The following is a 21903-nucleotide window of genomic DNA, read 5'->3' on the forward strand; positions in this document are numbered from 1 at the left end:
AAAAGATCGCAGCCTTCGGCAGCTCCTACGGGATGAACGCCGGATCCCGTGTAGCGATCTTTTGACGTAAAAAAACCCGGACACTGTCCGGGTTTTTATTGGAACGCTACAGCGCCTTATTCAGCCGCCGGCGCTTGCGGCTTGCGGCGCTTGAGCGGGGCCATGCCGTCCTTGCTGACCAGCGACAGGGCGTCGGTTTTCGGGCGATTGGCGATCTTGCGCTTGGTCGGGGCCTTGGCGCCGGCTTTCTTCTTGTCGCCTTTGGCATCGACTTTTTTCTTCTTCACGCCAACGGCTTTGCCCGAGGCCTTGACCTTTTTCGGCCCGCCGTAGGTGCCTTTGACTTCCTTGATGGTGCGGCGCTCGAAGCTCTGCTTGAGGTAGCGCTCGATGCTCGACATCAGGTTCCAGTCGCCGTGGCAGATCAGCGAGATGGCCAGGCCATCATTGCCGGCACGACCGGTGCGACCGATGCGGTGAACGTATTCGTCGCCACTGCGCGGCATGTCGAAGTTGATCACCAGGTCCAGGCCTTCCACGTCCAGGCCTCGGGCGGCGACGTCGGTGGCCACGAGGATTTTCACGCCGCCTTGCTTCAAACGGTCGATGGCCAGTTTGCGGTCTTTCTGGTCTTTGTCGCCGTGCAGCACGAACGCTTTGTATTCCTGCGCCACCAGACGACCGTAGATGCGGTCGGCCATGGCCCGAGTGTTGGTGAACACGATGGCCTTCTGATAGGTCTCGTTGGCCAGCAGCCAGTTCACGATCTGTTCTTTGTGCTGGTTGTGATCAGCGGTGATGATCTGCTGACGGGTTGTGTCGTTCAGCTGGCTGACCGCGTTGAGCTGCAAGTGCTCAGGGTTGTTCAGGACCTTGGCGACCATCTCGCGCAGGCCCGAACCGCCGGTGGTGGCGGAGAACAGCATGGTCTGCTGACGGTTGGTGCACTCGTCCACCAGGCGCTGTACGTCTTCGGCGAAGCCCATGTCGAGCATGCGGTCGGCTTCATCGAGCACCAGCACTTCGACTTCTTTCAAGTCCAGGTTGCCAGCGTTCAGTTGCTCGATCATCCGGCCCGGCGTACCGATCAGGATGTCCGGCACTTTGCGCAGCATGGCAGCCTGGACCTTGAAATCTTCACCGCCGGTGATCAGGCCGGACTTGATGAAGGTGAACTGAGCGAAGCGCTCGACTTCCTTGATGGTCTGCTGGGCCAGCTCGCGGGTCGGCAGCAGGATCAGGGTCTTGATGCTGACGCGGATTTTGGCCGGGCCGATCAAGCGGTTGAGGATCGGCAAAACGAATGCAGCGGTTTTGCCGCTACCGGTTTGCGCCGTCACCCGCAGGTCACGCCCTTGGAGCGCCAGCGGAATAGCCGCTGCTTGCACAGGCGTTGGCTCGACAAATTTAAGCTCGGCCACGGCTTTGAGCAGGCGTTCGTGCAGGGCGAATTGGGAAAACACGGGTGCTACCTCGAAGAAATACAAAAAACAGCTGCATAGGGTAACGGTTTCGAGCGCGAAGGCCGAGTTTCTTTATACAAACGGCTGCAAACAGTGGTTTTTTGTCGCCTGTTTTGTCTCAAAACGTCATCCGGAACGTCTTAAATGCTCTAATCACCCGGTCGCATCCTACAGAAGAACCGTTTTCGCCCATGGATATTAAACAGCTCTGGCTCCACGCCCAAGACCTCTGGGGTGCTCTCGATCAGCACCCGCTCCTGCATTCCACGCTCGCGCTGATGTTGCTGCTGGTAGTAGCGCTGGTGCTCGGACGAGTGGCGCGCTACCTGATTCTTCATGCGACCAAAATCCTCGGTCGCCAGCCGTCGCTGCACTGGATCACCGACTTTCGTCACAACAAAGTGTTTCATCGCCTGGCGCAGATGACGCCCTCGCTGATGATCCAGTTCGGTCTGCACCTGGTACCGGACCTGAGCAAAACCGCCCTTAACTTCCTCGGCAATGTGGCGCTGTCGTTCACCATTCTGTTTCTGGTGCTGGCCGTCAGCGCATTGCTCAATGCCTTGCTGGATATTTATGCCCGCACCGAACACGCCCGCACCCGCTCGATCAAGGGCTACGTGCAACTGGCGAAAATGGTGTTGTTCGTGTTTGGCGCGATCATTATTGTCGCCACGCTGATCGACCGTTCGCCGCTGTTGCTGCTGTCGGGTCTGGGCGCCATGTCGGCGGTGATCCTGTTGGTCTACAAAGACACGCTCTTGTCATTCGTCGCCAGCGTGCAATTGACCAGCAACGACATGCTGCGGGTCGGCGACTGGATCGAGATGCCACAAGTCGGTGCCGACGGGGACGTGGTGGACATCACCTTGCACACGGTCAAGGTGCAGAATTTTGACAAGACAATTGTGTCGATCCCGACCTGGCGCCTGATGTCCGAGTCGTTCAAGAACTGGCGTGGCATGCAGCAGTCCGGCGGCCGCCGGATCAAGCGCAGCTTGTTCATCGACGCCAGCGGCGTGCGGTTCATCCGCGATGACGAAGAGCTGAAGCTGTCTCAGGTGCATCTGCTGACCGACTACATCAACCGCAAACAGGCCGAACTCAAGGCCTGGAACGAAGCTCAGGGCAACGTCGCGGCGATGTCGGCTAACCGTCGACGGATGACCAACATCGGCACCTTCCGCGCCTATGCACTGGCGTATCTGAAGAACCATACGGAAATCCAGCCGAACATGACCTGCATGGTTCGCCAGATGCAAACCACCGCCCAGGGCATCCCGCTGGAAATCTACTGCTTCACCCGCACCACGGCGTGGGCCGATTACGAGCGGATTCAGGGGGATATTTTCGATTACCTGCTCGCGGTATTGCCGGAGTTTGGCTTGAGCCTTTATCAGCAGCCGAGCGGTGGGGATTTGCGGTCGGGGTTGCTTCCGGCAGTACTCGGCGCGAGCCATATCCCTGCCCCCGAAAAACACATCATGTAGCAGCTAGCACTGATCGTTCCCACGCTCCGCGTGGGAATGCAGCCCGGGACGCTCCGCGTCCCTTCGCGGATGTGACGCAGAGCGTCACTGAATGCATTCCCACGCGGAGCGTGGGGACGATCATGCGATAGCGGGTCTACGAACACCCAACCGACTGATCCACACCGCCATCAGAATCACCGACCCACCAAACAACAACCGCCCCAGCTCTTCATGCTGATTCCAGATCAGCAAGTTGACCAGCAATCCCACGGGCACATGCAAGTTATTCATCACCGCCAGCGTCCCGCCATTCACCAGGCACGCGCCCTTGTTCCACCAGTACAAACCCAGCGCGGTCGAGACGAGACCGAGGAACAGCAGCACGCCCCATTGCAGTGGCGCTTCGGGCAGGAAATTCTGTTTGCCGAACAGCAGAAACGCCGGCAACGCCACCGCCAATGCGCCCAGATAAAAGTATCCGAAACGCCGGTAATGCGGCAGATCGCTCGGATGACGGGCCACCAGATGTTTGTAGAGCACCTGCCCGGCGGCGTAGGTGAAATTGGCCAGTTGCAGCAGCAGGAACCCCATGAAGAAATCCGGGTTGATCCGGTCAAAGCGAATCACTGCCGCTCCGAGTACTGCCACCAATGCCGCGATCAGGGCCCAGGGATTGAAGCGCCGGTTCAGCGCGTCTTCGATCAGGGTCACGTGCAATGGCGTGAGGATGGTGAACAGCAACACTTCCGGCACCGTCAGCACCCGGAAGCTCAGGTACAGGCAGACGTAAGTCACGCCAAACTGCAACGCGCCGATCAGCAACATGCCACGCATGAACGCCGGCTCGACCTGACGCCAGCGCGTCAGCGGAATGAACACCAGCCCCGCCAGCAGCACCCGCACCAGCACCGCGAAGTAACTGTCGACATGCCCGGCCAGGTATTCGCCGATCAAGCTGAAGGAAAACGCCTGGATCAGCGTGACAAAAAGTAGATAGCCCATGCTCGCCTCATTTCGAATGGCGGCGACGATAGCGTTTTTTGCCCTTCATCGCGAACAGTCCGGTAATACACAAAACACTGTGGGAGCGGGCTTGCCCGCGATGGCGGTGTATCAGTCGACTTCAATGCTGCCTGACACACCGTCATCGCGGGCAAGCCCGCTCCCACAGGTTTATGTTGCGCTCACAAAATCCCAGGCAAAAAAAAGCCCGATTTCGCAATGCGTTCAATCGGGCTAGAGCACTCAGGAGCAACAAGTGCAAAGGGAGGTTCGATGCGCGTACAGGCTTGAAGGGTTGCGCCAGGTCACTAGACCATCCAGCGATTATCTGGCGATTAACGGCTCAGGCCACTTGGGAAAGCTTGGCGTTGGCCTGGTTCAGGCCTTTCTCCTGGAAGTCACCGCCCAGGTTCATGCCTTCGGCGTGAATGAAGGTGACGTCGTGGATGCCGATGAAGGCCATGACCTGACGCAGGTACGGTTCCTGGTGATCCGCGGTGCTGCCGGCGTAAATGCCGCCGCGAGCGGTCAGCACATAAGCGCGCTTGCCGCTGAGCAAACCTTGCGGGCCGGTTTCGGTGTACTTGAACGTCACGCCGGCACGCAGCACGTGGTCGAGCCAGGCTTTGAGGGTGCTCGGAATGGCGAAGTTGTACATCGGCGCGGCCATTACCAGTACGTCGGCGGCCAGCAGTTCATCGGTCAGCAAGTTGGAGCGATCCAGCGAGGCCTGTTCGATGTCGTTGCGTTGTTCGGCAGGCTTCATCCAGCCGCCCAGCAGGTTGATGTCCAGATGCGGCACCGGGGTGGCGGCCAGATCACGGACGGTGATCTGGTCGGCCGGGTGGGCGGCTTTCCATTGGTTGATGAAGGTCTGGGTCAACTGGCGGGAAACCGAGTCTTGCTGACGGGCGCTGCTTTCGATGATCAGAACGCGGGACATGGGATGTAGCCTCCATCTGAGAATGCTGTAGGTCGATGGAGTGAAGGTTAAACAGAGTCATATCGATGAAAAAGCGCAAATAACTGCTATAAACCATCGATAAATTCGTTTATAAGCGATGCATGTTCTGTGGGAGCGCTGTGGCGAGGGGGCTTGCCCCCGTTTGAGTGCAAAGCACTCACAAGATCTTTGCTATATCAGATTTTTTGGGGCTGCTTCGCAGCCCAACGGGGCGATGCGGCGTTCCGACAAGCCCCCTCGCCACGGCTTCCACAGCCGCTCGCTGTCATTTCGGGGTGCAGGTCAGGTTGATACGCATCTTGATGATGGTGCGGGTGAACTTGGCGGTGGCGTTTTTGTGTTTACCGGCAGGCACTTCGATTGTGCGGTTGCGCGGCGCTTCCGGGCCATTATTGAAAACAACCTTACAGATCGCATCGGTGCTGCCGTAGTTATTCACCTGGATGGAGGCAATATCGGCATCTGTATCAAACGCGTTGTAGTCGATGCTCAAGCCGTTCAATTGCTTTTGAACGTCGATTGGATACGCAAACGCCGTCAGCGGCAGCAGCGCCAGCACCGCACAACCCGCCATCACACCACACAGTTTTTTCATTCAGCAGTCTCCAATAGGGACTGCCAGCTTAGGACAAGAGGAGCTCAAGATGAAAGCGCCCCGCGTGACCCTTGATCAATGGCGAACATTGCAGGCCGTGGTCGATCACGGCGGTTTCGCCCAGGCCGCCGAAGCGCTGCACCGTTCGCAGTCGTCGGTCAGCTACACCGTAGCGCGCATGCAGGACCAGCTCGGCGTGCCGCTGTTGCGCATCGACGGCCGCAAAGCGGTGCTCACCGAGGCCGGCGGCGTGTTGTTGCGCCGCTCCCGGCAACTGGTGAAACAGGCCAGCCAACTGGAAGACCTGGCCCATCACATGGAACAAGGCTGGGAAGCGGAAGTGCGGCTGGTGGTCGATGCCGCCTACCCCAGCGCCCGTCTCGTTCGCGCACTGACCGCGTTCATGCCACAAAGCCGTGGCTGCCGGGTGCGTCTGCGCGAAGAAGTGTTGTCGGGGGTCGAGGAAGTGCTGCTCGAAGGCGTGGCCGATCTGGCCATCACCGGCTTCAGTATTCCCGGTTATCTGGGGGCAGAATTGAGCGACGTCGAATTCATTGCGGTCGCCCACCCCGAGCATTCCTTGCATCGCTTGAACCGCGAACTGAACTTCCAGGACCTGGAAAGCCAGATGCAAGTGGTGATCCGCGACTCCGGCCGTCAACAACCGCGAGACGTCGGCTGGCTTGGCGCCGAGCAGCGCTGGACCGTCGGCAGCCTGGCCACCGCCGCGACGTTCGTCAGTAGCGGCCTGGGCTTCGCCTGGCTGCCCCGGCACATGATCGAGCGCGAACTCAAGGAAGGCACGCTCAAAGTGCTACCGTTGGATCAGGGTGGCAGCCGCAACCCGAGCTTCTATCTGTATTCGAACAAGGACAAACCTTTGGGCCCGGCGACGCAGATTCTCATCGAACTGCTGCGTACCTTTGATACCGCGCCGCTGGATGCGCCTTTCGCCGCCCCTGAACAAGCCTGACACGGAGTGTACGTATGGCCTATTTCGAACATGAAGGTTGCAACCTGCACTATGAGGAATATGGCCACGGCACGCCGTTGCTGCTGGTTCACGGATTGGGCTCCAGCACCCTGGACTGGGAAATGCAGATCCCGGCGCTGGCGGCCCGCTATCGGGTGATCGTCCCGGATGTGCGCGGCCACGGACGCTCCGACAAACCCCGCGAGCGCTACAGCATCGCGGGGTTCAGCGCCGACCTGATCGCGCTGATCGAACATTTGAACCTGGGTCCCGTTCATCTTGTGGGGCTTTCGATGGGTGGCATGATCGCTTTTCAATTGGCCGTCGATCAGCCGCACCTGCTCAAGAGCCTGTGCATCGTCAACAGCGCGCCCGAGGTCAAACGGCGCAGCCGTAACGATTACTGGCAGTGGTTCAAGCGTTGGAGCCTGATGCGCGCGCTGAGCATGGGCACCATCGGCAAGGCCTTGGGCGTCAAGCTGTTTCCCAAGCCCGAACAAGCTTCGTTACGACAAAAAATAGCGACGCGCTGGGCAAAAAACGACAAACGTGCTTATCTCGCCAGCTTCGATGCCATCGTTGACTGGGGTGTTCAGGAACGACTTTCCAGGGTGTCCTGTCCAACCCTCATCGTCAGCGCCGACCGTGACTACACCCCGGTCGCACTGAAAGAAACCTATGTAAAACTGCTGCCCGATGCGCGGCTGGTGGTGATTGCCGACTCGCGCCACGCCACCCCGCTGGATCAACCGGAACGCTTCAACCAAACGCTGCTCGAATTTCTTACCGCAGTCGACACCACTACTCAGGATCACTGACTTATGCTGAAAAAAATCGCCCTCGTCGCCGGCTCCGTTCTGTTTGCCGCCAACCTGATGGCCGCCACGCCCGCCAAGGCGCCGCACGTGCTGCTGGAAACCACCAACGGCCAGATCGAAATCGAACTGGACCCGGTCAAGGCACCGATCAGTACCAAGAACTTCCTTGAGTACGTCGACAGCGGCTTTTACAACAACACGATTTTTCACCGTGTGATTCCTGGTTTCATGGTCCAGGGCGGCGGTTTTACGCAACAGATGCAGCAAAAAGAAACCAAGGCGCCGATCAAGAACGAATCCAAAAACGGCCTGCATAACGTGCGTGGCACGCTGTCCATGGCTCGTACTTCCGCCCCGGATTCGGCCACCAGCCAGTTTTTCATCAACGTCAAAGACAACGACTTTCTCGACCAGGGCGACGGCTATGCCGTGTTCGGTAAAGTCGTTAAAGGGATGGACGTCGTCGATGTCATCGTCAACTCCCAGACCACCACCAAAGGCGGCATGAAAGACGTGCCGGCCGACCCGGTCTTCATCAAGTCGGCCAAGCGCATCGACTGAGACTAAGCTGAACAGGGAGTTTTGAGCGGCCGCCGGTTCTTCCGGCGCCGCTCATATCGTTTAAAGGAGAGCCCGTGCGCGGGCGGAGAACTGATGCTTTATCGCCGTTTTGAAAAACTGATCGACATATTCCGCGATGCACCGACGGTGGCTCCACCGGATCGGGTTCTCCCCTTCTACACCTATTACCTCAAGCAGGTCTGGCCGAGTTTCGCCGTTCTGCTGATCGTCGGGTTGTTCGGTGCGCTGATCGAAGTGGCGCTGTTCAGCTACCTGAGCCGCATCATCGATCTCGCCCAAGGCACGCCCAACGTCGACTTCTTCAAGGAACACGGCATCGAACTGGCCTGGATGGCGGTGGTGGCGCTGGTCCTGCGCCCGATCTTCGTCGGCTTGCATGACTTGCTGGTGCACCAGACCTTGAGTCCCAGCCTGACCAGCCTGATCCGTTGGCAAAACCACAGTTATGTGCTCAAACAGAGCCTCAATTTCTTCCAGAACGACTTCGCCGGGCGCATCGCCCAACGCATCATGCAGACCGGCAACTCGTTGCGCGATTCGGCTGTGCAAGCGGTGGACGCGTTATGGCATGTACTGATCTACGCGATCAGTTCCCTGGTGCTGTTCGCCGAAGCCGACTGGCGCCTGATGATCCCGTTGCTGACCTGGATCGCCGCCTTCATCGGCGCCCTCTGCTACTTCGTGCCACGGGTCAAGCAACGTTCGGTGGTGTCGTCCGATGCGCGCTCCAAACTCATGGGGCGGATCGTCGATGGCTACACCAACATCACCACCCTGAAGCTGTTCGCCCACACCAACTTCGAGCAGCAATACGCCCGCGAAGCGATCAAGGAACAAACCGAAAAAGCCCAACTGGCCGGCCGTGTGGTCACCAGCATGGACGTGGCCATTACCAGCATGAACGGCCTGCTGATCGTCAGCACCACCGGCCTCGCGCTGTGGCTGTGGACGCAGTCGCTGATCACCGTGGGCGCAATTGCGTTGGCCACGGGCCTGGTGATCCGCATCGTCAACATGTCTGGCTGGATCATGTGGGTGGTGACGGGCATTTTCGAAAACATCGGCATGGTTCAGGACGGTTTGCAGACCATTTCCCAGCCGGTCAGCATCACCGACCGCGTGCAGGCCAAGCCGTTGAACGTGACGCGTGGCGAGGTGCGTTTCGAGCACGTCGATTTCCACTACGGCAAAAAAAGCGGAATCATCAGCGACCTCAACCTGACGATCAAACCCGGCGAAAAAATCGGCCTGATCGGCCCGTCCGGTGCCGGCAAATCGACGCTGGTCAATCTGCTGCTGCGCCTCTATGACGTACAAGGCGGGCGGATTCTCATCGATGGCCAGAACATCGCCGAGGTCGGCCAGGAAAGCCTGCGTGAACGCATCGGCATGATCACCCAGGACACCTCGCTGCTGCACCGTTCGATCCGCGACAATTTGCTGTACGGCAAACCCGATGCCACCGACGCCGAACTCTGGGAAGCGGTGCACAAGGCCCGCGCCGACGAGTTCATCCCGTTGCTGTCGGACTCTGAAGGTCGCACCGGTTTCGATGCTCATGTCGGTGAACGCGGGGTGAAGCTCTCCGGCGGCCAACGTCAGCGGATTGCCATCGCCCGGGTGCTGCTCAAGGACGCGCCAATCCTGATCATGGACGAAGCCACCTCGGCACTGGACTCGGAAGTCGAAGCAGCGATCCAGGAAAGCCTCGAAACCCTGATGCAGGGCAAAACCGTGATCGCCATCGCCCACCGCCTATCGACCATCGCGCAAATGGATCGCTTGGTGGTGCTGGAAAAAGGCAAGATCGCCGAAACCGGCAGCCACGCCGAACTGCTGGCCCATGGCGGTTTGTATGCACGGTTGTGGCAGCACCAGACCGGCGGGTTTGTCGGGATCGATTGAGTCTTGTCATCAAGCCGGTCCTGTTGAATCCGGGCCGGCCCCTGTTTACAGCGTCAACACCATCTCATGCCACGCCATGCCGCCATGGTCCGACGCCGAAGGCTTGATGTAGGCAAAGCCAAATCCGGCATACAGTGGAATGTGCCGCTCTTTGCACATCAGGTGGATGCTGGCCTTGTTCAGTGTGCGCATGCGCTGGATGAACTCGCTCATCAGGCGTTTCGCCAGACCTTGCCCCTGATAGTCCGGATGCACCACCACCGACATGATCACCACGTGCGGGCCGGCCGGGTCGTGGCCGATCAGCTCCTTGAACGCTTCGTCCGACATTTCCACCTCAAACGCCGCACCGGAATTGATGAAACCGGCTACAACGCCGTTCACTTCAGCAACAATAAATCCTTGGGGCCAAGTGGCGATGCGGGTGGCGATTTTCTCGCGGGTGGCGGCTTCATCGCCTTCGTAGGCGACGGTTTCGATGGCGTAGCAGCGGTCCAGATCAGCGGGGCTGACGTGGCGGATGACGGTGTTCATGGCAACTCGGAGTCGGCGTGGGAATGGTTGGGGATCATAAATCAGCATCAATGTGACATCGAGAGGCGAATCATCGATCCGCCGCTCGACCCGCTCATTACGCTTTGAGTGGCAGCCAGATTTCCAGCACGCCGGTATTGAGCGTCGGGTTGTAGTCATCGCTGTAGCGTTCGAACTCCGGCGCATCCGCCGCTTCACGACCGGATTTCGGCAGCCAGGTTTTCCAGATGTATTGAAAGGTCTGGGGCAAGGTATCCAGAGGCCCCTTATGTTCGAAAACTGCATATTTCTGAGGCTGAACTTCAATCCAGCGGTACTTCTGGGGCAGGTCGTCAAGCTTGCTGATTTCGACACCGGCGATGTATTCGAAACCACCCTTGCCGTCGGGATTACAGCAAACACCGTAGGTCACCTCACCCTGTTGGCCGGGAACATTGCCCAGATGCGGGACGAACTTTGCCCACAGTTTGGGAATTTGCTTTGGGGCCGTCTCTTGGGTAAATCGTCCGCCAAACCCCGCTATGAGCATGAAGTGCCCGTTTTCGAAGCGTGGCTCGGCCTTCTCGGCGCTTGTTTGCTCATCCATGACTCAACTCCTGGGACAAAAGGTGGGTTCGGCTGGGAGTATAGAAGCCAAACCTGATTCGCCCAGTTACAGGGCATGCAACTGTTCGAGGGCGCCTGGGCCGATGAACTCGTTGTAACCCGATAGAATCACGTAGACCGCGAAATAGCAGAAGATCGCTGCCGATGCCATATAGGAATAACGCAGTAGTTTATCCCCGAGCAATTTGCCGCCGTGGCTCGCCGCGAAGCACAGACCGACACACCAGAGCACTCCGGCACACAAGAAACCGCCGAGAAACAGCGCCGAACTGAGGGCATCACCACCGCCGGAACGGGCGATCAGCGTGCCGCCCACCGCGGCAAACCAGAGAATGGCGCTGGGAGACGACATGGCGAGGAAAATTCCGCGAAAAAACGCTTTGCGGTGGGAGTTGTGACCGACTTCAGCGGTCTGCGCCAACAGCGCTTCATGGTGAATCGCCGAATAAATCATCTTCGCCGCGAAATACAACAGCAGCGCCGAGCCTCCGATCCACAGCACCCAACGCACGGTTTCGTATTGCAGCAAAACGGTCATGCCGGCCAACGCCAGCACGGCGTAAATCAGGTCGCCGACACACGTTCCCAACCCCAGCGCAAAGCCTTGGAAATAGCCGCGCTGCATTGCCAGCGTGATCATCGCGATATTGGCCACGCCGATGTCCAGGCACAGCGAAAGGCTCAGCAAAAAGCCGCTGGTAAATTCCATCAACCGATTTCCTTCGCAAAATTTGTTTACATAGACGCTGGACAGTCTGCCACAGCAGCCCTTACATTCCGCCACAGGCCACCGCAGTGGCCAGCGTCGCTCGGACGGTTCCGGGCGCTTACGTTATCCGAGGCAACAATGGCCGAACAAGGTTCGCCGCGCCGCTTTGCGCGCATAGATCGACTCCCCCCTTACGTTTTCAACATCACTGCCGAGCTGAAGATGGCCGCCCGTCGTCGTGGCGAAGACATCATCGACTTGAGCATGGGCAATCCCGACGGCGCTACGCCGCCGCACATTGTCGAAAAACTCGTTACGGTTGCCCAGCGTGAAGACACACACGGCTATTCCACGTCCAAAGGGATTCCGCGCCTGCGCCGGGCAATCTCCAATTGGTACAAGGATCGCTACGAAGTCGACATCGACCCGGAAACCGAAGCCATCGTCACCATCGGTTCCAAGGAAGGTCTGGCGCATTTGATGCTGGCCACCCTCGATCAGGGCGACACGGTGCTGGTGCCGAACCCCAGCTATCCGATTCACATCTACGGTGCCGTGATTGCCGGCGCCCAGGTGCGCTCGGTGCCGTTGATTCCTGGCGTGGACTTCTTCGCCGAGCTGGAACGGGCGATTCGCGGCTCGATTCCGAAACCGAAAATGATGATCCTCGGTTTCCCGTCCAACCCCACCGCCCAGTGCGTAGAGCTGGATTTCTTCGAGCGAGTGATCGCCCTCGCCAAGCAATACGATGTTTTGGTGGTGCATGACCTGGCCTATGCCGACATCGTCTACGACGGCTGGAAAGCCCCGTCGATCATGCAAGTGCCCGGCGCCAAGGACATCGCGGTGGAGTTTTTCACCCTGTCCAAGAGCTACAACATGGCCGGCTGGCGCATCGGTTTCATGGTCGGCAATCCGGAACTGGTCAACGCCCTGGCGCGGATCAAGAGCTACCACGATTACGGCACGTTCACCCCGTTGCAAGTCGCGGCGATCGCGGCACTGGAAGGCGATCAGCAATGCGTCAAAGACATCGCCGAGCAGTATCGGCAGCGTCGCAACGTGCTGGTCAAAGGCTTGCATGAACTGGGCTGGATGGTCGAAAACCCGAAAGCGTCGATGTACGTCTGGGCCAAGATTCCCCAGGCTTACGCACACATGGGTTCGCTGGAATTCGCCAAGAAACTGCTGGCCGAGGCCAAGGTCTGTGTGTCGCCGGGCGTGGGATTTGGCGAGTATGGCGATGATCATGTGCGCTTCGCGCTGATCGAAAACCAGGACCGGATTCGTCAGGCCGTGCGCGGCATTCGCGGGATGTTTCGGGCGGATGGGTTGGTTCAGAAAACCAACGCCTGACACATTGGTCGTTCCCACAAAAAAACCGCATTGCTGCGGTTTTTTTTTGCTTGATCGTTCCAACGCTCTGCGTGGGAATGCCGCCATGGACGCTTCGCGTCCACTGTGACGCGGAGCGTCACGGGATGCATTCCCACGCGGAGCATGGGAACGATCAGTGCAGTGTGCTTAGACGAACAACGACAACAGCAGAATGAAGCCCAGGCCTACCACGGACAGGATGGTTTCCATCGCGGTCCAGGTCTTGAAGGTTTCCGCTACGGTCATGTTGAAGTACTGCTTCACCAGCCAGAAACCGGCGTCGTTGACGTGGGACAGGATCAACGAACCGGCACCGGTAGCCAGTACCAGCAGCTCACGGTTCACGCCCGGAATCATCCCCACCACCGGCACCACGATGCCCGCGCCAGTGATGGTCGCTACGGTGGCCGAACCGGTCGCGATGCGGATCACCGCCGCCACCAGCCAGGCCAGCAGGATGGGCGAAATCTGTGCGTTCACCGCCATGTGGCCGATCACGTCACCCACACCGCTGGTCACCAGCATCTGCTTGAAGCCACCACCGGCACCGATGATCAGAATGATCGCGGCGGTCGGCGCAAGGCTGGCATCCAGCCATTTCATCATTTGATTGGAACCGATGCCCTGCTTGTAGCCAAAGGTATACAGCGACAGCAGCAATGCCAGCAGCAACGCCGAAATCGGGTGACCGATCAGGTCCATGAAAGCGCGGAAAATGTTGCCATCGGGCAGCACCACGTCGGCAAATGTCTTGAGCAGCATCAGGAACACCGGCAGCAGCACGGTCACCAGCGTGATGCCGAAGCTCGGCAGTTCAGCCGAATCCGTCTCGCGCGACAGTTGATCTACCAGCTCCTGATTCGGATGACCGGGAATGTGCTTGGCAATGAACGTACCGAAGATCGGGCCAGCGATGATGGCCGTTGGCAGCGCAACGATCAGGCCGTACAGAATGGTTTTACCGATGTCGGCACCGAACACACCGATGGCCAGCAGCGGACCCGGGTGTGGCGGCACCAGGCCGTGTACCGCGGACAGACCAGCCAGCAGCGGGATACCGATCTTGATGATCGACACGCCAGTGCGACGGGCCACGATGAACACCAGCGGAATCAGCAGCACGAAGCCGATTTCGAAGAACAGTGGAATGCCGACCAGGAACGCGGCGAACATCATCGCCCACTGCACCTTGTCCTTGCCGAAGGCGCGGATCAACGTCTGCGCAATCTGATCCGCACCGCCTGATTCGGCCATCATTTTGCCGAGCATGGTGCCCAGCGCCAGGATGATCCCGACGAAACCGAGTACCCCACCGAACCCATCCTGGAACGCCTTGATGATAGTGCCGATCGGCATGCCAGACGTCAGCCCGAGGAAAGCGGCGGCGATGATCAGAGCGAGGAACGGGTGCAACTTGAACTTGGTGATCAGGACGATAAGCCCTATCACTGTGACCACTGCGTCTAGCAGCAGGAATGACTCGTGGGACATGCCAAACATGGGGGGTGTCTCCGTTGTTTGTTGTTGTTATGAAAGCGATTATTCAAATGCCGTCAGGACAGCGCTATCTTTTGGAGCAAAATCAACAGGCGAGTTTCAAGCCGTGATCGAGCCACCAACGGTGGGCCTGAGCAGCCAACTCATCGACGCTATGGCTGGACGCATCCAGAGCCAGGGTCAGGGGCTCACCAACGGGCGATTCAAGTGTGGCGAACTGGCTGTCGATCAAGGTTGACGGCATGAAGTGACCCGGCCGATGAGTCACACGATCGGCGGCAACGTCAGGGCTCAGCTCAAGAAAAACGAAGCCCAGGCCCGGCAAGGCACTGCGCAAGCGTTCGCGGTAACTGTGTTTGAGGGCAGAGCACGTCAGCACCGGGCGTTCCCCCTTGGCATCGACACGGCGCAGCTCATCACACAGGCTGTCGAGCCAGCCGGCACGGTCTTCGTCGTTCAGGGGGATACCCGCGCTCATCTTTTCGATATTGGCGGCAGGGTGGAAAGTGTCGCCTTCAATGGCGGTCGCGCCGCTGAGCTGGCACAGGGCCTGGCTAACGCACGTCTTGCCGCAACCGGCAACGCCCATGATGACCAGGGCGGTGATGGGATGATTCATGTAACACCTCAGCGCGCAGACAGCGCTACCTTTGCTACGTGAGACTCAAGTGCAAAAGCAGAAGTTGCCGACGCCTTCTTGTCATTTTTGTGGGTTGCAGCATGTTCGTTCTCGAGGCCAAAAAGCGAGGATCAGGCAAACCTCGTTAACGCATTTGCAGCTGCATCGAGACAGCGCTACCTTAGTGCCTTGAATTTTGTTTGGCAAGCCGTCCGATGAATACCCCTAAAAACGATAAAAATACTCGCACCACTGGCCGCCCTACCCTCAACGAAGTCGCACGCCTGGCCGGTGTCAGCCCTATTACAGCCTCCCGCGCGTTGCGCGGCGTCAGCACGGTGGCCACCGAACTGGTGGAAAAAGTGCAGAAGGCCGCCCTCGACCTGAACTACGTGGTCAACCCCGCCGCCCGCGCCCTGGCCTCGGCCCAGAGCCATTCCGTGGTGGTTTTGGTGCCGTCGCTGTCCAACTTGCTGTTCATCGACACGCTGGAAGCCATTCATCAGGTTTTACGCCCCAAGGGCTTCGAAGTGCTGATCGGCAACTTCCATTACTCCCGTGACGAAGAAGAAAACCTGCTGCGCAATTACATGGCTTATCAGCCTCGCGGCCTGTTACTGACCGGTTTCGACCGCACCGAAAGTTCGCGGCGAATGATCGAGGCCAGCAATATTCCCTGCGTCTACATGATGGAACTGGATAGCGCGGCCGGGCTCAATTGCGTCGGCTTTTCACAAGTCGCCGCCGGCGAAACCGCGGCCGAGCATTTGCTCTCCCGCGGCCGCAAACACCTGGCCTACATTGGCGCACAACTGGATCAGCGCACGCTGTTGCGCGGCGAAGGTTTCCGCCGCGCGCTGCAAAAGGCCGGTTTGTATAGCCCGGACCTCGAAGTGCTGACCCCGCGCCCCTCCTCCGTCGGATTGGGAGGCGAGTTGTTCCTGCAATTGTTGGCCAGTCATCCGCAGGTCGATGCCATCTTCTTCGGCAACGACGACCTGGCTCAGGGCGCCCTGCTGGAAGCCCTGCGCTGCGGGATCAAGATCCCCGAACAAGTGGCGATTCTCGGATTCAACGACTTGCCCATGTCCGAACACATGGTTCCGCGCCTGAGCAGCATCAGCACCCCGCGCGAAGCCATTGGCCGTCGCTCCGCAGAGCTGATGCTGACCTTGCTGGCCGGCAATTCCGTGACCAGGCCGGTGCAGGATATGGGGTTTGAATTGAAGGTGCGCGAGAGCACCTGACGCACGACCATTCCCACGCTCCGCGTGCTAGATTCCGATACCTGGAACAGCAAACGGAGAAGCTCAATGGGACATGCGCTGAAGATTTTGGGTCGGGCCTCATCAATCAACGTCAGAAAAGTCCTGTGGACCTGCGACGAATTGGGCGTGTCGTACGACCGCGAAGACTGGGGCAGCGGTTTCGCATCGACCCAGCGCCCGGAATTTCTCCAGCTCAACCCCAACGCACAGGTGCCGGTGCTCATCGACGAGGCCGGCGTATTGTGGGAGTCCAATACCATTTGCCGGTACCTGGCCGGTAAACACCAGAACACTGACCTGTTACCCGTCGAACCGGTGGCCCGCGCTCGCGTGGAGCAGTGGATGGACTGGCAAGCCACCGAACTCAACCCCTCGTGGGGCTACGCATTTTTTGCGCTGGTCCGGCAGTTGCCGAACTTCCAGGACACGCAGCGAATTGCCGATGGCATTCGCGGCTGGAACGCGAAAATGGGCATCCTCGAACAGCAACTCGCAACGACCGGTGCGTATGTCGCCGGATCGCAGTTCACACTGGCCGATATCCTCATCGGATTGTCGGTCAACCGCTGGCGGATGACCCCGATGGAACGCCCGGACTACCCCGCCGTCGACGCCTATTGCCAGCGACTGGCGCTGCGGCCGGGGTTTATGGAACACGCTTGCAACGGCGTGCCATAACGCCAAATCCGCCCCCTCTGCCCTTCCATAAAAAGAGAACCCCATGAACGGACTCAACGTACTGCTGACTGGCGCCTGCGGCAGAATCGGCAGAACCTTTTTCGAAGCTTCGCAGGACCGCTACACCTTCGTGCTGACGGATCGAATCGAACCCGACTTCAATGTCGATGCACCGCATCGCTTTGTACGCCAGGACCTGTCCGACCTCACCGCCATAAGCGAAGTGCTGAAGGACATCGACGTCATCGTGCATCTGGCTGGCATCCCTCACGCCACCGCCTCTTTCGATGAGTTACTGCCCAACAATATTCTGGCCACCACTTACCTGTTCGAAGCCGCCGTGGCGGCGGGTTGTAAACGGTTGGTGTTCGCCAGCAGCGCGCAGACCATCGAGGGTTATCCGGTGGACCGGCAGATCACACCGGGCATGCAGGTGATGCCGGCCAATCTGTATGGCGTCAGCAAGTGTTATGGCGAAGCCTTGTGTGCGTTCTACGCTGCCAAACACAACCTATCGAGCATCGCCATACGCATCGGCGCTTTCGAGTTTGCGGACCGTCACGAATTGACCAACGCTCGTGACCTGAGCGCATGGCTCAGCCCTCGTGATGCGGTGCAGTTACTGCAACTGTCGGTAGAGGTCAAAGGTGTGCAACACCTGATCGCCCACGGTATTTCCAATAACCGTTTCAAACGCCTGGACCTCAGTGAAACTACCCGGGTGTTGGGTTATAGGCCGTTGGATGATGCGTTTCAGGAGTTCGACATTCCCATCGGGTGATCTGCAAGCATCCCCAACAACGCCCGCACCGCCGCCGAAGGTTCCTTGTCGGGCGCGACTACCAAGGCAAACTCGCGATCGATACGCGGCGTCACCGGCACTATGCGCAATCCTTGGCGATGGGTCGGCAGGGTCATTTCCGGCACAAGCGTAACGCCGATGTTCTCTCGCACCAGGGTGAACGCACTACTCCACTCCCGCACTTCTGCCCGTACATCCAGCAGCTGCAGCCCGGCGTCGGCGGCCAGGCTGCGGGCATTGGTCGAGCAACCGCCCGTGGCGAGTACAAAGGGTTGCTCCGCCAGTTCCGCCAATGAAACGCCCTCTTCATTCGAGCGGCGCGCCAAGGGGTGGCCACCGGGCAGCACCGCCACCCAGGCATCACGCCCCAGACGACCGGCATTACGCACAGGCGCAGGGTTCAACACCACGCCGACATCCACCAGCCCGTCACTGAGCAACGTTTCCACTTCATCGTCGCTGACCTCCAACGCCACTACTTGAATGCCGGGATACAGCCGATTGAATTGGCGCAGCAGTGGCGGCAGAAAAGTCGCCAGCACCAACGGAAAACTGGCCAGGCGAATTGTCCCGCGCTGGATATCCTTAGTGGCGTCGACGGTGCTGCGAATATTCTCGAGGGCGCCGAGCATGGTTCGCGCCTGTTCGATTACAGGCAAACCGATGGCGGTCGGCAAGGTCTGACGGTTTTCCCGGCTGAACAGCTGAACGCCCAGGGTTTCTTCAATCAAGGCCAACGCCTGACTGGCACCGGACTGGGTCATTCCAACCCGCTCGGCGGCCCGGGTGATGTTGCCGGTATCGGCCACCGCCACCACCATTCGCCAATGCATCAGATTCATCATGGCAGTAGCTTTCCTAATGGCAGTTTTCTGAAAGATTAATTTTACCGAGCAGGCCCCGCACTATGACACTGGCGCAAATCCGCAACCAGAGTCCTGCCCATGAAGTTGTATTACGCCCCGCAAGCCTGCTCATTGGCGCCGCACATTGTGCTGCTCGAACTGGATTTGCCGTTCGAGTTAGTCCGCGTCGACAACAGCACCAAACAAACCGTCACCGGCGAGGACTTCCTGGCCATTAACCCAAAAGGCTATGTCGCAGCATTGCAGCTGGATAACGGTGATGTGCTGACCGAAGGCCCGGCGATCCTGCAGTACCTGGCAGATCTACGACCCGAGGCGAACCTGGCACCGACGAACGGGACGTTCGAGCGGGTGCGTTTGCAGGAATGGCTGAATTTCGTTTCGACCGAGATTCATGGCGGGCTGGGTTGGCTGTTCAATTCGCAGTTTCCGGATGAGGTGAAGGCGCTCATCAAGGAGAAGCTGTTCAAGCGCTTCGCCGTGTTGAGCAAAACGCTGGAGCGCCAGGATTACTTGATGGCCGGTGGATTCGGCATCGCTGATGCGTATCTGTTTACGGTGTTGCGCTGGACTCAGGGGTTTGACATCGATCTGGGTCAGTGGCCTGCATTGGCACGATTTCAGACGAGGGTTGATGTGCGGCCAGCCGTGAAAACCGCATTGGCTGCGCAATTGGCGTGAGGCGTTAAATTATCCGCGAGTAACTCGCTTGTCGCTTCAGACTTGAAAGGAGGTCAGGTCTTGATCGGGATTTCTTGCAGATTTCCGGGATATTTCGTCAGACCCGCAGCAGGAGCCCGAGAACCCGGGGCTCCTTTGACGCGGGATCAGTGGCCGAACACGCCCACCTTCTTGGCCTTCTTGTCCGCACGTTTTTCATCGGCGGTTTTCGCCGGTTTTTTCTTTGCCGCTTTCTTTGAATCCATGCCTTTGGCCATGACACATACTCCACTCATACGGGACGTGAGATCAGGTATACACCTATCGCGGTGCCCGCGTTCTTTTATAATCACCCACTTTGCGCACAGACAGTCCAGGCCCATGCCCAACACCCGGTACACCTTGCTCGACGAGCCGTTATGGCCGTTGATGAACAAGTTTTATCGCGCCCACCAATCGTCGATGAAAGCAGTCCGCGACGCTCGGCTGTGGGTCGCGAAACGCGATGAGATCATTGCGGCGCTCTGCTTGCGACCCGTGGCCGGTGGGCATTGGCTGACCGGGCTGTTCGTCGACCCGCGCTGTCGCGGGCAAGGGATCGCCGCGACGTTGATCGCCCACGCCATCAAGCACCTCGAAGAACCCGTCTGGTTGTTCTGCCATCCGGATCTGCGTGGCTTTTATGAGCGTCGCGGTTTTACCTTCGACCCGCCGCTGCCCTATGCCATGGCTGAACGGTTGAGTCGTTATGCGCGCAGCAAACCGATGATTGCGATGGGTTTGGAACCAGGTTAGAAGATCAAAAGATCGCAGCCTTCGGCAGCTCCTACAGGGTTTTGTGTACACCCGTAGGAGCTGCCGAAGGCTGCGATCTTTTAGCGATTTAATCGTCCGCTGCAGGATCGAGATCCGGGAACATCACTTCGGTAAACCCGAATTTGCTGAAATCACTGATGCGCGACGGGTACAGCCGGCCGATCAAGTGATCGCATTCATGCTGCACCACCCGCGCATGAAATCCCGAGGCAACGCGCACGATCGGCTCGCCCTTGGGATCGAAGCCTTCATAACGAATCTGCTGATAACGATTTACCGCACCGCGCAAGCCCGGCACCGACAGGCAGCCTTCGAACCCCTCTTCAAGGATCGGGCTCAATGGCGTGATCAGTGGATTGATCAGAATCGTCTGCGGCACCGCTTCGGCGTCCGGATAGCGTTCGCTGTGTTCGAAACCAAAGATCACCAGTTGCAGGTCGACACCGATCTGCGGCGCGGCCAGGCCAACCCCGCCGACGCTTTCCATGGTCTGGAACATGTCATCGATCAACTGCCACAACTCAGGGCTGTCGAACATGTCTGTCGGCACCGGTGGAGCAATGCGCAGCAGGCGTTCATCGCCCATTTTCAGAATTTCACGGATCATTTCAGGGCTTCGTCAGTGGTCGGCTTGATTGAGTGGTCACGTCCCAATCCCGAAACGTGGTGTTTGGGTTCTTCGGGCACCTTGTCGCCAGGTTTCTTGCCTTCGGATGACATGTGTTCGATGACTGCGTTCATTTCCGCGCCGAGCAACAGCACCGCTGAGGAAATATAGAAGTACAACAGCAACACGATGATCGCGCCGATACTGCCATACATGGCATTGTAGTTGGCGAACGTTTTGACGTAGAAACCGAAGCCCAGCGAAGCGATGATCCAGACCACCACAGACAACACCGCGCCCGGGGTAATGAAGCGAAACTCTTGTTTGACGTCGGGCATGACGTAGTAAATCAGCGCTACCGCCATCATCAACAGAACCACGATCACCGGCCAGCGGACGATGGTCCAGACGGTCACGATAAAATCTTCGAGGCCTACCTGCGCGGCAATCCAGCCCATCAGCTGTGGCCCGAGCACCATCAGCGCGGCGGCGATCAGCAACATGCCGGCGATGCCGATGGTGTAGAAAATCGACAGCGGGAAACGTTTCCAGGCCGGGCGGCCTTCGACCACGTCATATGCGGCATTCATCGCGCTCATCATCAACCGAACACCGGCGGACGCGGTCCACAGGGCGATGACGATACCGACCGAGAGCAATCCCCCCTTGGACTGCTGAAGCTGGTCGATCACCGGGTTCACTTGCTCCAGCGCCTGGGGCGGCAGAACCAGCTCCGATTGCAGGCGCAGCCAGGAAAAGAAGTCCGGCAAGTGCAGAAAACCGATCAGGGCGATCAGAAACAGAATGAAAGGAAACAGCGAGAACAGCATTTGATAGGCCAGCGCCGAGGCATAAGTCGACATTTCATCGGCGATGAACTCGGTGACCGTGCGCACCATGACCCGATGCAAGGGCAAACCTTTCATGGTTGGAAAAAACATTAGCGTCTCCTTTCGCCGCAAAAAGGTAGAAGTCGTGGCGACTCAGGGGCCGTTTTCTACAACAAAGTAGCCTACTTGGCGACTTTGAAACAATCTCAGGGTATATCGCGTCTATCCAATACAAAAACGGCCATCCGTGGGATGGCCGC

23 protein-coding genes are annotated in these 21903 nt (G+C 58.7%); 11 read left to right on the forward strand and 12 right to left on the reverse strand.

What is annotated here, in order from left to right; genetic code table 11:
• Nucleotides 1-116: 116 nt before the first annotated feature.
• Nucleotides 117-1463, reverse strand: a complete 1347-nt coding sequence (locus tag BZL43_RS09705) for a DEAD/DEAH box helicase (protein WP_095632109.1) — start codon at nucleotides 1461-1463, stop codon at nucleotides 117-119.
• A 191-nt stretch (nucleotides 1464-1654) separates the two neighbouring features.
• Here BZL43_RS09705 and BZL43_RS09710 point away from each other — a divergent pair, with 191 nt between their 5' ends.
• Entirely contained in the window at nucleotides 1655-2953 is a 1299-nt protein-coding gene (locus BZL43_RS09710) for a mechanosensitive ion channel family protein (RefSeq protein WP_095632110.1), read from the forward strand.
• A gap of 120 nt (nucleotides 2954-3073) precedes the next feature.
• Here the strand turns inward: BZL43_RS09710 and BZL43_RS09715 are convergent, their stop codons facing one another.
• The 3 genes from BZL43_RS09715 to BZL43_RS09725 form a co-directional block, all read right to left on the reverse strand.
• The gene (locus BZL43_RS09715) at nucleotides 3074-3937 is read right to left on the reverse strand and encodes a carboxylate/amino acid/amine transporter (RefSeq protein ID WP_095632111.1); all 864 of its coding nucleotides are present in this window, start codon (nucleotides 3935-3937) and stop codon (nucleotides 3074-3076) included.
• Nucleotides 3938-4280: 343 nt separating this feature from the next.
• A complete protein-coding gene (locus BZL43_RS09720) occupies nucleotides 4281-4880 on the reverse strand; it encodes an FMN-dependent NADH-azoreductase (RefSeq protein WP_095632112.1) in 600 nt (199 codons plus the stop codon).
• A gap of 286 nt (nucleotides 4881-5166) precedes the next feature.
• Entirely contained in the window at nucleotides 5167-5496 is a 330-nt protein-coding gene (locus BZL43_RS09725; RefSeq protein ID WP_095632113.1) for a 3-phosphoglycerate kinase, read from the reverse strand.
• A 49-nt stretch (nucleotides 5497-5545) separates the two neighbouring features.
• Between BZL43_RS09725 and BZL43_RS09730 the strand changes: the two genes are divergently transcribed.
• The 4 genes from BZL43_RS09730 (at nucleotide 5546) to BZL43_RS09745 (ending at nucleotide 9774) form a co-directional block, all read left to right on the forward strand.
• Entirely contained in the window at nucleotides 5546-6469 is a 924-nt protein-coding gene (locus BZL43_RS09730) for a LysR family transcriptional regulator (protein WP_008069097.1), read from the forward strand.
• A gap of 14 nt (nucleotides 6470-6483) precedes the next feature.
• Nucleotides 6484-7287 carry an alpha/beta fold hydrolase gene (locus BZL43_RS09735; RefSeq protein WP_095632114.1) on the forward strand — a complete coding sequence of 268 codons (804 nt, stop codon included), beginning with the start codon at nucleotides 6484-6486 and terminating at the stop codon, nucleotides 7285-7287.
• Between the two features lie 3 nt (nucleotides 7288-7290).
• Nucleotides 7291-7848: a peptidylprolyl isomerase gene (locus tag BZL43_RS09740; protein WP_095632115.1), complete on the forward strand. Its 558-nt coding sequence runs from the start codon at nucleotides 7291-7293 to the stop codon at nucleotides 7846-7848.
• Between the two features lie 93 nt (nucleotides 7849-7941).
• Entirely contained in the window at nucleotides 7942-9774 is a 1833-nt protein-coding gene (locus tag BZL43_RS09745) for an ABC transporter ATP-binding protein (protein WP_095632116.1), read from the forward strand.
• Between the two features lie 45 nt (nucleotides 9775-9819).
• Here the strand turns inward: BZL43_RS09745 and BZL43_RS09750 are convergent, their stop codons facing one another.
• The 3 genes from BZL43_RS09750 to BZL43_RS09760 all read right to left on the reverse strand — a co-directional run bounded on the left by BZL43_RS09750 (nucleotide 9820) and on the right by BZL43_RS09760 (nucleotide 11623).
• Nucleotides 9820-10308: a GNAT family N-acetyltransferase gene (locus BZL43_RS09750; RefSeq protein WP_095632117.1), complete on the reverse strand. Its 489-nt coding sequence runs from the start codon at nucleotides 10306-10308 to the stop codon at nucleotides 9820-9822.
• A 97-nt stretch (nucleotides 10309-10405) separates the two neighbouring features.
• Nucleotides 10406-10894, reverse strand: a complete 489-nt coding sequence (locus tag BZL43_RS09755; RefSeq protein ID WP_095632118.1) for a GyrI-like domain-containing protein — start codon at nucleotides 10892-10894, stop codon at nucleotides 10406-10408.
• A 66-nt stretch (nucleotides 10895-10960) separates the two neighbouring features.
• Nucleotides 10961-11623, reverse strand: a complete 663-nt coding sequence (locus tag BZL43_RS09760) for a LysE family translocator (RefSeq protein WP_095632119.1) — start codon at nucleotides 11621-11623, stop codon at nucleotides 10961-10963.
• Between the two features lie 138 nt (nucleotides 11624-11761).
• On the opposite strand from BZL43_RS09760, the gene alaC reads away from it, so the two are divergent.
• On the forward strand, nucleotides 11762-12979 hold the full coding sequence (gene alaC / locus BZL43_RS09765; RefSeq protein WP_095632120.1) for an alanine transaminase: 1218 nt from the start codon (nucleotides 11762-11764) through the stop codon (nucleotides 12977-12979).
• A 168-nt stretch (nucleotides 12980-13147) separates the two neighbouring features.
• Here alaC and BZL43_RS09770 read toward each other — a convergent pair whose 3' ends face one another.
• Together BZL43_RS09770 and BZL43_RS09775 are read right to left on the reverse strand one after the other, a co-directional pair.
• Nucleotides 13148-14500, reverse strand: coding sequence for a GntP family permease (locus BZL43_RS09770; RefSeq protein ID WP_095632121.1), 1353 nt, complete (start codon nucleotides 14498-14500; stop codon nucleotides 13148-13150).
• An 82-nt stretch (nucleotides 14501-14582) separates the two neighbouring features.
• Entirely contained in the window at nucleotides 14583-15116 is a 534-nt protein-coding gene (locus BZL43_RS09775; RefSeq protein ID WP_095632122.1) for a gluconokinase, read from the reverse strand.
• A gap of 215 nt (nucleotides 15117-15331) precedes the next feature.
• Between BZL43_RS09775 and BZL43_RS09780 the strand changes: the two genes are divergently transcribed.
• From BZL43_RS09780 to BZL43_RS09790, 3 genes are all read left to right on the forward strand, one after another.
• Nucleotides 15332-16363 (forward strand): LacI family DNA-binding transcriptional regulator, encoded by a 1032-nt coding sequence (locus BZL43_RS09780; protein WP_095632123.1) that lies wholly within the window; start codon nucleotides 15332-15334, stop codon nucleotides 16361-16363.
• Between the two features lie 66 nt (nucleotides 16364-16429).
• The gene (locus BZL43_RS09785) at nucleotides 16430-17062 is read left to right on the forward strand and encodes a glutathione S-transferase family protein (RefSeq protein ID WP_095632124.1); all 633 of its coding nucleotides are present in this window, start codon (nucleotides 16430-16432) and stop codon (nucleotides 17060-17062) included.
• 43 nt (nucleotides 17063-17105) lie between these two features.
• Nucleotides 17106-17843, forward strand: coding sequence for an NAD(P)-dependent oxidoreductase (locus tag BZL43_RS09790; protein WP_095632125.1), 738 nt, complete (start codon nucleotides 17106-17108; stop codon nucleotides 17841-17843).
• Here BZL43_RS09790 and BZL43_RS09795 read toward each other — a convergent pair.
• The gene (locus BZL43_RS09795; RefSeq protein ID WP_095632126.1) at nucleotides 17816-18709 is read right to left on the reverse strand and encodes a LysR family transcriptional regulator; all 894 of its coding nucleotides are present in this window, start codon (nucleotides 18707-18709) and stop codon (nucleotides 17816-17818) included. The genes BZL43_RS09790 and BZL43_RS09795 overlap by 28 nt on opposite strands.
• Before the next feature lie 99 nt (nucleotides 18710-18808).
• Here BZL43_RS09795 and gstA point away from each other — a divergent pair, with 99 nt between their 5' ends.
• Together gstA and BZL43_RS09805 are read left to right on the forward strand one after the other, a co-directional pair.
• Nucleotides 18809-19411, forward strand: coding sequence for a glutathione transferase GstA (gstA, locus tag BZL43_RS09800; protein ID WP_095632127.1), 603 nt, complete (start codon nucleotides 18809-18811; stop codon nucleotides 19409-19411).
• 360 nt (nucleotides 19412-19771) lie between these two features.
• The gene (locus BZL43_RS09805; RefSeq protein ID WP_095632128.1) at nucleotides 19772-20185 is read left to right on the forward strand and encodes a GNAT family N-acetyltransferase; all 414 of its coding nucleotides are present in this window, start codon (nucleotides 19772-19774) and stop codon (nucleotides 20183-20185) included.
• Between the two features lie 88 nt (nucleotides 20186-20273).
• On the opposite strand, the gene def is transcribed toward BZL43_RS09805, so the two are convergent.
• Together def and BZL43_RS09815 are read right to left on the reverse strand one after the other, a co-directional pair.
• Nucleotides 20274-20813: a peptide deformylase gene (gene def, locus BZL43_RS09810; RefSeq protein ID WP_095632129.1), complete on the reverse strand. Its 540-nt coding sequence runs from the start codon at nucleotides 20811-20813 to the stop codon at nucleotides 20274-20276.
• Nucleotides 20810-21754 carry a YihY/virulence factor BrkB family protein gene (locus tag BZL43_RS09815; RefSeq protein WP_095632130.1) on the reverse strand — a complete coding sequence of 315 codons (945 nt, stop codon included), beginning with the start codon at nucleotides 21752-21754 and terminating at the stop codon, nucleotides 20810-20812. Before BZL43_RS09815 ends, def begins: the two co-directional genes overlap by 4 nt.
• Between the last annotated feature and the right edge of the window lie 149 nt (nucleotides 21755-21903).

Source organism: Pseudomonas sp. PICF141 (assembly GCF_002286815.1).
GTDB lineage: Bacteria > Pseudomonadota > Gammaproteobacteria > Pseudomonadales > Pseudomonadaceae > Aquipseudomonas.